The sequence below is a fragment of the Mesorhizobium sp. W016 genome, from assembly GCF_054719485.1.
Genome location: NZ_JBTTIF010000002.1, coordinates 2,521,722 through 2,534,411 on the forward strand (window position 1 = coordinate 2,521,722; position 12,690 = coordinate 2,534,411).

The window sequence follows — 12,690 nt, forward strand, 5'->3', positions numbered from 1 at the left end:
CGCCAGCCTGCTCACCGAAAATTTCTTTTGCGTAGGTGGATGAACCATCTTATCCATGCAGACTAGCATCCTTCAATGGCAGCAACGGCTTGTCGGTATAGTTGAGCTGTTGGCTCGTCGAAGCAGCAGAAAATAACTGTTTCGGGCGTTGAGTTCTGTCCGACGAAGGTACCTGCGATGCCAACGGCAATCTGCGTCGCCTCATTTTTCGGATAACGGTAGATGCCGGTGGAGATCGCCGGAAATGCCACGGTCCGGCAATCCCTGGCGGCGGCGTTTTCGAGCGACCTGATATAGCAGGAGGCGAGCAGCCCGGCTTCGCCTTTTCCGCCGCCTTGCCAGACAGGTCCGACCGTGTGGATGATGTAACGTGCCGGCAGGTGATAGCCCTTGGTAAGCTTTGCTTCGCCGACCTTGAAGCCGTTCAGCATCCGGCATTCGAATTCGAGCTCCGGGCCTGCGGCTCGGTGAATGGCGCCGTCGACGCCGCCGCCGCCCAGCAGCGAGGAATTGGCGGCGTTGACGATGGCATCGACCGCAAGCCTGGTGATGTCGCCGGTGTGGACATGTATCCGTTCGCCGAACTTGCTCATCTACATCCTGAACACGCCGAACTTCGTTTCTTCGATGTCGGCGTTGAGCGCGGCCGAAAGGCTGAGCGCGAGCACTTCGCGCGTTTTCACCGGATCGATGATGCCGTCGTCCCACAGCCGCGCCGAGGAGTAGAGCGGGTGGCCCTCATGCTCGTATTTCATCAGGATCGGCTTCTTGAATTTCGCTTCCTCGTCCGCGCTCCACTCACCGCCCTTGCGCTCGATGCCCTCGCGCTTGACCACCGCCAGCACGGTCGCCGCCTGTTCGCCGCCCATCACCGAAATGCGCGCATTCGGCCACATCCACAGGAACCGCGGCGAGTAGGCGCGTCCGCACATGCCGTAATTGCCGGCGCCGAACGAGCCGCCGATGATCATCGTCACCTTCGGCACGCGAGCGGTGGCGACCGCCATCACCAGCTTGGCGCCGTCCTTGGCGATGCCGCCGGCCTCGTATTTCCGCCCGACCATGAAGCCGGTGATGTTCTGCAGGAAGATCAGCGAGATCTTGCGCTGGCAGCACAGTTCGATGAAATGCGCGCCCTTGACAGCACTTTCGGAAAACAGCACGCCATTATTGGCGATGATGCCGACCGGCATGCCCTGAAGATGGGCAAAGCCGGTGACCAGCGTGGTGCCGTAATTCTGCTTGAACTCGTCGAAATCGGAGCCGTCGACGACGCGCGCGATCACCTCGCGCACATCATAGGGCTGGCGCAGATCCGTCGGCACGATGCCGTAGAGTTCCTGCGCGTCATGAAGCGGCGGCATGGGTTTCTGTAAGGTCAAGCTTACAGTCTTGCGCCGGTTGAGGTTTTTGACGATGCGCCGGCAGATGGCCAGCGCATGTTCGTCGTCCAGCGCATAGTGGTCGGCGACACCGGACAGCCTGGTGTGCACGTCGGCGCCGCCAAGCTCCTCGGCGCTGACATCTTCGCCCGTAGCCGCCTTCACCAGAGGCGGGCCGCCGAGAAAAATGGTCGCCTGGTTGCGCACCATGATCGTCTCGTCCGACATTGCCGGCACATAGGCGCCGCCCGCAGTACATGAGCCCATGACGCAGGCGATCTGCGGAATGCCGGCCGCCGACATGTTGGCCTGGTTGTAGAAGATGCGGCCGAAATGCTCGCGGTCGGGAAACACCTCGTCCTGGTTGGGCAGGTTGGCGCCGCCGCTGTCGACCAGATAGACGCAAGGCAGATTGTTTTGCAGCGCGATCTCCTGCGCGCGCAAATGCTTCTTCACCGTGAGCGGATAATAGGTGCCGCCCTTCACCGTGGCGTCGTTGACCACGACCATCACCTCGGTCCCTTCGACACGGCCGACGCCGGCGATGATGCCGGCCGAGGAAATCTCCTCGCCATACATGGACCATGCCGCGAACTGGCCGATCTCGAGGAAAGGCGAGCCGGTGTCGAGCAATTGCGCCAGCCGCTCGCGCGGCAACAGCTTGCCGCGCGAAACATGACGCTCGCGCGCCTCCTCCGAGCCACCGCGCTCGACGGTTGCCGCCTTGTCCGCAATGTCGGCAACCAGCGCCCGCATGCGCTCGGCATTGGCGAGGTAGGTTTCGGAGGAGGGCGAGATCTGGGTTTGGAGTACGGCCACATCGGTTCCTATTGCTCTGCCACGACTTGCAGCTTGCCGTCACGGCGCTCGAAAATGTACTCGGAGAGAAGATCAGGTTCGGTCTTGAAAACCTTGTCAATAAATGAGCGAGCAAACTGAACCGCATTGGGAAGCCGCTTGTCTACAACGACGATGGCATCGCGTTTTGGAATGGCTATGAAAACGCCGTTGGGGAATTGCGGTCCAAGCGTGGCCCAGAATTTTTCGGTCAGGAGGAGAGCGGGTGAGATGGCCTCATCCCCTTCGACGGTGAAGATCGATATCCCGTCGAGGATACGCTCCTGCTTGACCTTCGTAATCTGCTTGTTGATGTTTTCCAGAGCAAGCTGGCGAAGCTGTGCGAGTGAGCGGTCTCCAACATCGTCAAGCCGGACGCTGGCGAGCGAGTCCTCATTGTCGATCTGGTAAAGGATCACGACGTCACCCGCCAAGGTTTCAAACGCCGGTCCTTTGTCGGGCTCTGTGCCATCGCCTTTGAAAGCGTCGAGATGTTCGCGCGGTCGAATGTTGGCAATCAGTAGATCGGCCTGGAAGCCGCTTTCGCTATCGCTGAGCACGAGCGTGGTTAGAAAACGTTCGATTTCGGTTTCCGCCTCTCCCGCCGGCAGGTCGCGAATGCGGCCTAGCAGGTTCGTAACGTCCACCTGAAGATGAATATCCTTGCCGGTAGAACCGACCCTGGTTACGTCAAGACGCGCCGGATCGGCGGGGTTGGGAATTGCTTGCTTGACTCGGCTGTCAGCCTTCAGGCGGGAAATGACTTCAACCCGCAGTGCTGCAACGTCTCGAAATTGCGGCATATCTGAAGAGGCGGCATTCGCAAATCCCGACAATGGGATCAATGCGACGATAGTCCGTGCTAATACTCCAAGGTATTTTGGCAAACCAGGCATTGAAATCGCTCACACCCCTTCCGCCATGATCTCGCGCCCGATCAGCCAGCGTCGAATCTCGCTGGTGCCGGCGCCGATTTCGTAGAGCTTGGCGTCGCGCAACAGCCGGCCGGTCGGATACTCGTTGGTATAGCCGTTGCCGCCAAGCAGCTGGATGGCGTCGAGCGCCATCAGCGTCGCTTTTTCGGCGGCAAACAGCACGCAGCCGGCGGCATCCTTGCGTGTCGTCTGGCCGCGATCGCAGGCAGCCGCGACAGCATAAACGTAAGCGCGCGCGGCGTTCATCGTCGAATACATGTCGGCAAGTTTGCCCTGCACGAGTTGGAACTCGCCGATCGGCTGGCCGAACTGCTTGCGCTCATGCACATAGGGGATCGCCACGTCGAGACAGGCCGCCATGAGCCCGAGCGGGCCGCCGGCGAGCACGGTGCGCTCGTAGTCGAGGCCCGACATCAGCACCTCGACGCCGCGGCCCTCCTCATGCAGCACATTGTCATAGGGCACCTCGACATTGTCGAACACCAGTTCGCCGGTGTTGGAGCCGCGCATGCCGAGCTTGTCGAGCTTTGGCGATGCCGAGAAGCCGGCCATGGTCTTTTCGACGATGAAGGCGGTGATGCCGCGCGATTTCCGCTCCGGATCGGTCTTGGCGTAGACCACCAGCGTTTCGGCGTCGGGGCCGTTGGTGATCCACATTTTCGAGCCTTTGAGCACATAGCGATCGTTGCGCTTTTCGGCGCGCAGCTTGAGCGAGACGACGTCGGAGCCGGCGCCCGATTCCGACATGGCCAGCGCACCTGCCCTTTCGCCCGAGCACAATGCCGGCAGGAATTTCTCCTTCTGCGCCGGCGTCGCCCAGCGGTTGATTTGGTTGACGCAGAGGTTCGAATGGGCGCCGTAGGAAAGGCCGACCGAGCCCGAGGCGCGCGAAATCTCTTCCACCGCAATGACATGGGCGAGATAGCCCATGCCGCTGCCGCCGAAATCGGGATCGGCGGTGATGCCGAGAAGGCCGAGCGCGCCGAGCTCTTTCCACAGATGCGTGGGGAATTGATTGCTGCGGTCGATCTCGGCAGCAATCGGCGCTATTTTCTCCTGGGCAAAGCGGCGCACCAGATCGCGCAGCGCCTCGATGTCTTCGTCATGCCCGAAGCTGAGTGTGTTCGTGTACATGCCGTTCCTCCCCGATTTCGATCTTCGCGCCAACCAGGCGCATTGTCATTGAAAGATATGTCGCCGTGACTTCAGCCATCGACAGCCGCTCGCCCGGCCGGAACCAGACGATGACGCCGGTCATCATCTGGATCAGGGCCATGGCAGTGAGCCCGGTGTCATCGACACTGAAGGCGCCGGCCTCCGCGCCGTCGCGCAGGATGGCCCGCAACTCCTTCTCATAGGCGGTGCGCATGCGAAGGATCTGCGTCAGCCGGTCATGCGACAGGCTGCGCAATTCCATGTTCGAGACATGGGTGGAGTGGCGGCGCTCGATGTGGAAAGCGATGTGGTTTTCGACATAGGCGGCAAGCCGCATTGCCGGATCGGCTGCGTCGGGGCGTGCGGCGTCCCACGCTTCGATCAGCCCTTCCATATGTTCGCGCATCAGCGTGAACAGCAGGTCTTCCTTCGTCGGAAAATAGCGGTAGAGCGCGGCCGCCTGGACGCCGACCTCGGCGGCAAGCTGTCGCATCGACGTCGCCTCGTAGCCGAAGCGGGCGATCAGGCTGACCGCCGCCTCGCGGACGGCCGCTTCAGTTTTTTCGCCATCGGATCCCGTTGTGCGTGCCATGATCGCCTCCCCCTTTTAGTAATAAAACGAACGTTCGATTAATTCAAGCGGCAATAAAGTGGTTCCGTCTAGACAATGATCCGAAAGTCGATGGGCGCGTCGAGGAGTTCGAATTCTTCGATCTCGACCTTCGAAACCGAAGCACCCCGTGGCCCTTGCCGGAGCCGTTCGATCATTGTGGAAACCGCAGCATCGGCACCGGCAATCGAGGCCGTCACCGTGCCGTCTCGTTCATTGCGTACCCAACCTACGAGGCCAAGCCCTATCGCTTCGCGTCGCGCCCACATCCGATAGCCGACGCCTTGCACCTTACCATGCACGCGCGCCTGCACCGCCTTTTGCCGGTCGTTATCTCCCATGCTCAAGAACTGGCGCGGGATCGGACGAAAGCAACAGCCTTGAACGGTTGGATTGTTGTTGGATCGACGGAAGCCGGGGACCCGGCTGATTCTGTCTTGGCCTTTGGCGGCATTGGCAGGCCGTGTCGCGACGGCAATCGGCCGGGCTAATTTCCCCGCGCAGCGGCGAGCGCGCCGGGCAGTTCCTCGGCAAAGATGTCGAGCTCATGATCGAGGCCGACGCTGACCCTTATGCAACGGTCGAGCCCTGGCGCCATCGGTTTGCGAATGAACACGTCGCGCGACAAAAGATTTTGCAGCACTTTCAGCGCGAAGGCGCCGTCCTTGCCGCAATCGATGGTGACGAAATTGGTCGCCGATGGCAGCGGCTTCAGCCCGTTCGTCTCGGCAATCCCGGCTATACGTGCGCGTCCGGCAGCGACTCGCGCCACCACGCTGTGCAGCCAGTCCTGGTCGGCCAGCGCCTCGACGCCGGCGATCTGCGCCATGCGGCTGACGCCGTAATGGTTGCGGATCTTCTCGAAATCGCGGATCACCTCAGCTTCGGCCACCGCATAGCCGCAGCGAATGCCGGCCAGCCCGTATGCCTTGGAGAAGGTGCGCATGCGGATGACGTTGGGCCGCGCGACATCGATCGGCGGCAGCGCCGAGGCCGGCCCCAATTCGCCATAGGCCTCGTCGAGCACCAGCATGGTGGTTTCCGGCAACGCTTCGACGAAGCGGGTGATATCTCCTGCTTCCCACCAGCTGCCCATCGGATTGTCCGGATTGGAGAGATAGACCAGCGGCGCCTTCTCCTTGATAATTGCCTTGAGCAGTCCATCCAGACTTTCCTTGTCGTTCTCGTAAGGCACCGTGACCAGCCGGCCGCCGACGCCGGCAATGTGGAAATTGAACGTCGGATAGGCGCCGAGCGAGGTGACCACCGCGTCGCCAGGCGCGACATACATGCGCGCCACCAGGCTAAGCAGCCCGTCTATGCCTTCGCCGACCACGACGTTTTCGGCGCCGACGCCGAGATGGCGGGCCGCAGCCTGCTTCAGATCGTAATTGTCGGGATCGCAATACATCCACTGGTCACGCGCGACGCGCTCCATACGGGCGATAACGCGCGGCGAAGGCCCGAAACTGCTCTCATTGGCGCCGATGCGGGCGCGAAAAGCACGTCCGCGCTCGCGCTCCTGCGCTTCCGGTCCGACAAACGGCACCGTGGAGGGAAGCGCGCCGACAAGCGGCGTGAGGGCAGGGCGCTGGCGCATGGCAAAAGCTCACGAGAAGATGAGCCTTCTTGCTAGCGTGCCCGATAGGACGGCGCAAGTTCTGGCGCGGCTGGAAATAGTGGCCATGACGCCCGGGATGAAATCGGCGCGGGTGGCCACGCTCTACGACCTGACTGCCGGTAGGCGGCAGCCTTTTGAAGGCCACTGCAGCCAATGACATGGCGACGGATGCTTCAAAAAAACCCGGCGGTTGCCCGCCGGGTTTGCTTTTCAGCCAGGCTGAGCGTCTTAGAACGAGCGCTGGAAGCGGAGGAGACCGCCGATGCTGCTCTTCTTGTCGGCATCGGTAAAGTTGGAGAAGTTGGCGTCGTCGAACTTGCCTGCGTTGAGGTAGTCGACTTCGGCCGTGACCGTGAAGCCGGGAACAACGTCGTAGGCGATGTTCGCGGCGACGCCGAGGTTCTTCCACTCGTCATACGAGACCTGGGCATTAAACGAGGTCTTCTCGTTTATGGTGTAGGTGCCGCCACCCCAGAATGCCCAGTTGCCGCCCCACTGCTTGTAGAAACCGCGGCCACCGGCGTTGATCGCGTTGCCGTTGTGAATCAAGGTCGTGTCGTCATTCAGGTTGTCGTCGGTGCCGTAGCCGCCCATGATGAACAGCGATAGGTTCTGCATCGGGGTGATGTCCAAACGCACCTTGCCGGCGACTTCTTCATAGTTGCTGTCGTACGCGACGACGCCGGTGATGGCGCCCCAGCCCTGCGTATACTTCAGACCGCCGACGACATGCGGAACGTAGCTGTCGATGGTGCCAACGGTGCCGGAGCCTTCTTCGAGAGAGACGACGGCCGAGAAGCCATTGCCCGCATCGAAGTAGTACTGGACGACGTTGGTATCGAAATCGCCGTAGGGAACGAGCGTATCCTGGAGGACGTTGCCGGCGTAGCCGATGAACGTGTCGAAGGCCGATTCGTCCTTACCGACGCGCAGGCCACCGAGCTGGATCCAGGCGAAGTTCAGCGAAACGTTCTTGTTGCCGGCAGGGTTGGAGTTGAACTCGTCTGCTTCGGTAGTCGGATCGTCTGCCGACGGGTAGCCGTTGCGGTTGCCGAAGTTGAAGCGGGTCTCGGTGTAGGTCTTCAAGGTGCCGAGCTCGGTTTCCTGGCCGGTCCAGGTCTTCAGCGTGAAACGGGCATTCTTGTAGAAGGTATCCTGCTCGTCGCCATCCTTATGGTCGAACGACCTCGCACCGTCGAACGAGCCGACATCACCCACGCCGATGTCGTAGCGGACATAGCCACCGATGCGCAGGCAGGTCTCGGTGCCGGGGATGTAGAAGTAGCCGGCGCCATAGACGTCGCAGATCTTGACGTATTCAGCCGGTTCCGGCTCGGCGACGACGACGGCGTCGGCGGCGCGCGCACCGGAAACTGCGATCAAGGCCGCAGCGGAGCCGAGAAGAAGGCTCTTAATGTTCATTTTCTGACCTCCAGTCAGAATCGAACAAGATAGTGAAACCGGCGACAAGCGTTTTCGCTGTAATCAATTGTTATTGTTGAAGTTTATTGAAAAGATGGACCTCTGCGGCAGGTGATGCGGCCATCACCACAGGCGCTTGTTGGCGAAAGCATGCCCTGAACCGGATTTGAGATAGCGCTCGAATGAAGCTGCCTTGGCCTGGTTCGAAAAGGCCATATAGGTGACGATCCGCCACGGCAGAAACTTGGATGTATGGCTGGATTTCCCCGCATTGTGCTCGACAAGCCGCCGTTTCAGGTCCGTCGTTATGCCGATATAGCGTTCGCCTTCCGCAGCCGTACTCTCCAGAAGATACACATACCACATGAGCTGCTCTCCTTTGCCGGGGCTTCGGAGGGCATCCTCTCCGCCATCCTGCTTCGCGCTGAGGTGGGCTTGTCCCGCGAAGCTCGAAGAGCGAAGCAGGACTGCCAATCGAATTTGCAAGGGATTTTCTGGGCTTACGCTGTGCGGCACGTAGCACACCACACGGTCCGGCCCTCCTACGCCAAGGCTTCGGAGGGCATCCTCTCCGCCATTGCTTCGCGCTGAGGGTTGGGCTTGTCCTGCGAAGCTCGAAGAGCGAAGCAGGATGGCGGAGAGGATGGGATTCGAACCCACGAGAAGCTTTTGACCTCTACTCCCTTAGCAGGGGAGCGCCTTCGACCACTCGGCCACCTCTCCGTTGCGCCGCTGGATAAAGAAAAGCGCGGGCACAATCAACAAGCCGGCGCCATTATCTATGAAAATTCCGGATTCGGCTGCGGCGTCGCCTTTTGCATGCGGCGAATCTGCGGCGGCTCCCTGGCCGGCGAGTCGGCAGCAGCGCCGCAATTCCGGCCGGCGATCGCCGGATTCTGCCGCAATGCGGCGCGCTGGACAAGGCTTCCGGGCCCCTCGATAGTTAATGAGAGCTTTCTGACTGAGGCCAAATCGTGTCATTTGTGCAACAACGCCGGGGGATAGCACCCGCACAGCCCTTTTGCCGGTACGATCGTGGTTGAACGCCGCCGCCTCATGGGTAATGTCGATTTCGAAGGAGCGGCGCGGTGCGCATCTTTTTCGGTAGTGGGGATGGGGCAGGGAACGCTGTCCTTCAGCAAAGAATACCCAGACCCGTTTTTTAACTTTTGACTGGAGGTCAGAAAATGAACATTAAGAGCCTTCTCCTCGGCTCCGCTGCGGCCTTGATCGCAGTTTCCGGTGCGCGCGCCGCCGACGCCGTCGTCGTCGCCGAGCCGGAACCGGCTGAATACGTCAAGATTTGCGACGTTTACGGCTCGGGCTACTTCTACATCCCCGGCACCGAAACCTGCCTGCGCATCGGCGGCTATGTCCGTTACGACATCGGCGTCGGCGACGTCGGCTCGTTCGACGGTGCGGTTACCGGCGATGCTCAGGATGGCAGCGCCAATGACACCTACCGCAAGAAGGCCCGTTTCGCGCTGAAGACCTGGACCGGCCAGGAAACCGAACTCGGCACCTTGAAGACCTACACCGAGACCCGCTTCAACTTCCAGAACAGCAACAACTACTTCTTCGACAACGAAGCTGGAAACACCGGGGCCTCGCTGAACTTCGCCTGGATCCAGCTCGGTGGTCTCCGCGTCGGTAAGGACGAATCGGCCTTCAACACGTTCATCGGCTACGCCGGCAACGTGATCCAGGATACGCTGGTTCCCTACGGCGATTTCGACACCAACGTCGTCCAGTACTACTTCGATGCGGGCAACGGCTTCTCGGCCGTGGTCTCTCTCGAAGAAGGCTCGGGCTTCCGGACGATCGACAGCTATGTCCCGAACGTCGTCGGCGGCGTGAAGTACACGCAGGGCTGGGGCGCCATTACCGGCGTCATCGCTTACGACAGCAACTACGAAGAAGTGGCCGGCAAGGTTCGCTTGGACGTCACCGTGTCGCAGGCCCTGTCGCTGTGGGTCATGGCCGGCTACGGCACCGACGACAACCTCAACGATCCGGCGAATGTCAAGGATGTCTTCGGTCGCGGCTACTTCAAGCAGTGGGGTGGCAACTGGGCTGTCTGGGGTGGTGGCACGTACACCATCAACGAGAAGACCAGGTTCAATGCTCAGGCTTCGGCTGACGACGCGAAGAACTATGCCCTGGCAGCGAACATTGAATACGATGTCGTGCCTGGCCTGACGATCACGGCTGAAGTTGATTACGACCACTACGGCGGGTTCAACGATCCTGCGAGCTACACCAACGTGGACTGGACCAACGCCCGGCAAAAAGACAGCGTCGGCGGTATCCTCCGCTTCCAGCGCTCGTTCTAAGGGCTGGGTTTATACAGGTGAAATTCAGCCCGGGCGCATCTACGCCCGGGCTGTTTTTGTTTCGTGACTGGAACAAGGCAAGCAGAAGGAACAGGGGGTATCGGCAGCTGAACAGTCCGTAAGGGTGAGTTCGTGGGATCCGCTGATGGGCGGATGAATTCACAACTGCGTGATTAAATCTCTTGAAAGGACGCTTCCAAGCGGGTAGGTCTGACTCTATCCACTCGGGGGTGTGGCAATTTATGACCATCGACGCGATACAAGAGGGTGACCCCTCCGAACATTTCTCAATGTTCTCTTCTCAAAATGCGAAGATAAAATACAGCTACAACAAGATCAGAGAAGTAAGGTCGCACCGGGTCGGAGAGCTTTTTTCAGCATACCGAGACATACTCTGGGATGATGGGCGGCATAAATACAATGTCAGCTCCTTCATCGGCGAAATAGACGAGATTCTCCTCGGAGAACGGTTCAGCGCCTTTGACCAGAGCACCCTGGACAATCTTATCGGCACCTTGCGCCAGCGCGGCAACAGCAACGCAACCATCAATCGAAAGATGGCTGCCCTCAGCAAACTGCTGCGCAAGGCTTACAAGATGGGGGATATCCACAGCCTGCCCGAGTTCCGCCGCCAGAAGGAGCGGGCGGGACGGATTCGTTTCCTCGAAAGGGACGAAGAAGCAAGGCTGTTCGCCGCCATCAGGACCCGCAGCGAGGATGCCTACCGTCTCTCGGTCTTTCTCGTCGACAGCGGTTGCCGCCTTGGCGAAGCGCTCGGACTGATCTGGAACGACATCCAGGAACATCGCGTCTCGTTCTGGATCACCAAATCCGGCCGCAGCCGCACCATCCCGATGACCGAGCGGGTCAAGGAGGTGATCAAACTGCCCCCGTCAGAGGGCCGCCGGCCCAAGGGTCCGTTCACCAAACTCAGCCAGGCACAGTTTCGCGCCATCTGGAACGATGCCAAGGTCGAAGTCGGTCTCGGCGCCGACGACCAGGTGGTTCCGCACATCTTGCGTCACACCTGTGCCTCGCGTCTGGTCCAGGGCGGCATCGACATCCGCCGCGTGCAGATGTGGCTCGGCCACCAGACGCTTTCGATGACCATGCGCTATGCGCATCTGGCCACCAACGATCTCGACGGCTGCGTTGTCGTGCTGGAAACGCCCCGCGGCGAGGGGTTATCCGGCGATGGAAAAAGCTCGGCCTTCGCATCGCCGCTGACCACGGCCTCAGTGCCAGCGCCTGCTCAAAAAAGTAAAGCGGCAGCGGCGAAGGCACCCAAGGCGCCCCGGAAAAGCTCGAAAGCCAAATAGTTACCCAAGGCTTTCATATACTGCCTCGGCAACCCCAGGATCATCTTTGATCTTGGGGTTTACTTTTTCTGGGCCGCATTTGGTACTCCATCCAGGAAAGCCGCGATAGCGCCCGGCAGATTGCCTGTCTCCAGGAAGGGCCCATGGCCCTGGCCCTCGACGGTGATCGCTTCCATGCCGGAATGACGCTTTTGCATCTCGTCGAGTGTGTCGGCCGACAGGAGTTTCGAGTTGGCGCCGCGAATGGCAAGCAAAGGTATGGCCGCCAGCGCCTCGAACTGCGGCCACAGATCCGGCAACGGCTTGCTGAGGTCGAGGCCCGCCACCGTCTCGACCAGCTGCGTGTCGAAATCCGGCAGCAGGAGGCCTTCGTCCGTCTCGCGGTAGAGGGCCGACACCATCCGCTCCCAATCCGCTGCGGTCAGAGCGGGAAAATCCGCGCCGTGAGCGACGCGTTGGGCATCGATCGCCTCAGCGCGGCTCTTCGGTTTCGGTGCCGGGTCGAGATAGGTTGGATATAGGCGAGCCCCGCGGCCTCGATCACCGGTCCGATGTCGTTCAGCACGATGGCTTTCAGCGCGGCCGGCCTCAGCGCGCCGAGCACGTGGATGATCAGCCCGCCGCGCGAGGTGCCGATAAAGGCCGCTTCCTCGACGTTCAGAGCGGCCAGTCCGGCGAGGACATCGCCGGCTTCGATGCCGACATTGTAGTGGCAGATATCAGGATCGTAAGCGGACTGGCCGCGGCCACGGTAGTCGAAGGCGATGACCTTGCGCGGATTGTCGGTTCGCTGCGACAGATAAAGCGCCAGCTCATGGAAATCGCGCGCGTTGCGGGTCAGGCCGGGCAGGCAAACGACCTGCCAGTCTGCCGAATTGGTCTCGCCATAGACGCGGGCGTGAAGCTTGAGCCCGTCCGGCGCGGTGTAGAAAAAGTCGGAGAAGCCGTCGGTGCTCGACATATTAAAAGGACTCCCTGTCCGGATTGTCTCCGTCTGCTACAGGCGAGGGTGGGAGCGGTCAAATCGAGGGTTGTCGGCAAGCTGACACTCTTGGAAATGCCAGACATCTCCCCCA

General features: G+C 60.6%; 11 protein-coding genes, 1 tRNA gene and 1 pseudogene. 2 read left to right on the forward strand and 11 right to left on the reverse strand.

What is annotated here, in order from left to right:
* Positions 1 to 62 precede the first annotated feature (62 nt).
* The 10 genes from ACYG9V_RS12480 to ACYG9V_RS12525 form a co-directional block, all read right to left on the reverse strand.
* Positions 63 to 593, reverse strand: coding sequence for an O-acetyl-ADP-ribose deacetylase (locus tag ACYG9V_RS12480; RefSeq protein ID WP_352762984.1), 531 nt, complete (start codon positions 591 to 593; stop codon positions 63 to 65).
* Positions 594 to 2,201 carry a carboxyl transferase domain-containing protein gene (locus ACYG9V_RS12485; RefSeq protein WP_352762981.1) on the reverse strand — a complete coding sequence of 536 codons (1,608 nt, stop codon included), beginning with the start codon at positions 2,199 to 2,201 and terminating at the stop codon, positions 594 to 596. It abuts the gene before it with no gap.
* Between the two features lie 8 nt (positions 2,202 to 2,209).
* Complete coding sequence (locus ACYG9V_RS12490) at positions 2,210 to 3,115, reverse strand: hypothetical protein (protein WP_155922473.1); 906 nt, start codon at positions 3,113 to 3,115, stop codon at positions 2,210 to 2,212.
* Between the two features lie 9 nt (positions 3,116 to 3,124).
* Complete coding sequence (locus ACYG9V_RS12495) at positions 3,125 to 4,288, reverse strand: isovaleryl-CoA dehydrogenase (protein ID WP_023805711.1); 1,164 nt, start codon at positions 4,286 to 4,288, stop codon at positions 3,125 to 3,127.
* Positions 4,257 to 4,901, reverse strand: coding sequence for a TetR/AcrR family transcriptional regulator (locus ACYG9V_RS12500; RefSeq protein ID WP_023834422.1), 645 nt, complete (start codon positions 4,899 to 4,901; stop codon positions 4,257 to 4,259). The genes ACYG9V_RS12495 and ACYG9V_RS12500 overlap by 32 nt, the downstream gene beginning before the upstream one ends.
* Before the next feature lie 68 nt (positions 4,902 to 4,969).
* Positions 4,970 to 5,260, reverse strand: a complete 291-nt coding sequence (locus tag ACYG9V_RS12505) for an acylphosphatase (RefSeq protein ID WP_023709796.1) — start codon at positions 5,258 to 5,260, stop codon at positions 4,970 to 4,972.
* Between the two features lie 146 nt (positions 5,261 to 5,406).
* Entirely contained in the window at positions 5,407 to 6,519 is a 1,113-nt protein-coding gene (locus tag ACYG9V_RS12510) for a pyridoxal phosphate-dependent aminotransferase (protein WP_352762978.1), read from the reverse strand.
* 249 nt (positions 6,520 to 6,768) lie between these two features.
* A complete protein-coding gene (locus tag ACYG9V_RS12515) occupies positions 6,769 to 7,962 on the reverse strand; it encodes a porin (RefSeq protein WP_023756386.1) in 1,194 nt (397 codons plus the stop codon).
* A gap of 123 nt (positions 7,963 to 8,085) precedes the next feature.
* Positions 8,086 to 8,328 carry a GIY-YIG nuclease family protein gene (locus ACYG9V_RS12520; protein WP_023670218.1) on the reverse strand — a complete coding sequence of 81 codons (243 nt, stop codon included), beginning with the start codon at positions 8,326 to 8,328 and terminating at the stop codon, positions 8,086 to 8,088.
* Between the two features lie 266 nt (positions 8,329 to 8,594).
* Positions 8,595 to 8,685: transfer RNA gene (locus tag ACYG9V_RS12525), tRNA-Ser, on the reverse strand.
* Positions 8,686 to 9,149: 464 nt separating this feature from the next.
* On the opposite strand from ACYG9V_RS12525, the gene ACYG9V_RS12530 reads away from it, so the two are divergent.
* Both ACYG9V_RS12530 and ACYG9V_RS12535 read left to right on the forward strand, forming a co-directional pair.
* Entirely contained in the window at positions 9,150 to 10,295 is a 1,146-nt protein-coding gene (locus ACYG9V_RS12530) for a porin (protein WP_352668434.1), read from the forward strand.
* Positions 10,296 to 10,537: 242 nt separating this feature from the next.
* The gene (locus ACYG9V_RS12535) at positions 10,538 to 11,614 is read left to right on the forward strand and encodes a tyrosine-type recombinase/integrase (RefSeq protein WP_023747469.1); all 1,077 of its coding nucleotides are present in this window, start codon (positions 10,538 to 10,540) and stop codon (positions 11,612 to 11,614) included.
* 59 nt (positions 11,615 to 11,673) lie between these two features.
* On the opposite strand, the pseudogene ACYG9V_RS12540 reads toward ACYG9V_RS12535, so the two are convergent.
* A pseudogene (locus ACYG9V_RS12540) lies at positions 11,674 to 12,575 on the reverse strand (alpha/beta fold hydrolase).
* Positions 12,576 to 12,690: the final 115 nt, after the last annotated feature.

Bases quoted from the DNA above. Each gene is read 5' to 3' on its own strand.
- ACYG9V_RS12480 (WP_352762984.1), bottom strand. From the start codon at position 593: ATGAGCAAGTTCGGCGAACGGATACATGTCCACACCGGCGACATCACC.
- ACYG9V_RS12530 (WP_352668434.1), top strand. From the start codon at position 9,150: ATGAACATTAAGAGCCTTCTCCTCGGCTCCGCTGCGGCCTTGATCGCA.
- ACYG9V_RS12520 (WP_023670218.1), bottom strand. From the start codon at position 8,328: ATGTGGTATGTGTATCTTCTGGAGAGTACGGCTGCGGAAGGCGAACGC.
- ACYG9V_RS12515 (WP_023756386.1), bottom strand. From the start codon at position 7,962: ATGAACATTAAGAGCCTTCTTCTCGGCTCCGCTGCGGCCTTGATCGCA.
- ACYG9V_RS12535 (WP_023747469.1), top strand. From the start codon at position 10,538: ATGACCATCGACGCGATACAAGAGGGTGACCCCTCCGAACATTTCTCA.
- ACYG9V_RS12490 (WP_155922473.1), bottom strand. From the start codon at position 3,115: ATGCCTGGTTTGCCAAAATACCTTGGAGTATTAGCACGGACTATCGTC.
- ACYG9V_RS12505 (WP_023709796.1), bottom strand. From the start codon at position 5,260: ATGGGAGATAACGACCGGCAAAAGGCGGTGCAGGCGCGCGTGCATGGT.
- ACYG9V_RS12495 (WP_023805711.1), bottom strand. From the start codon at position 4,288: ATGTACACGAACACACTCAGCTTCGGGCATGACGAAGACATCGAGGCG.
- ACYG9V_RS12500 (WP_023834422.1), bottom strand. From the start codon at position 4,901: ATGGCACGCACAACGGGATCCGATGGCGAAAAAACTGAAGCGGCCGTC.
- ACYG9V_RS12510 (WP_352762978.1), bottom strand. From the start codon at position 6,519: ATGCGCCAGCGCCCTGCCCTCACGCCGCTTGTCGGCGCGCTTCCCTCC.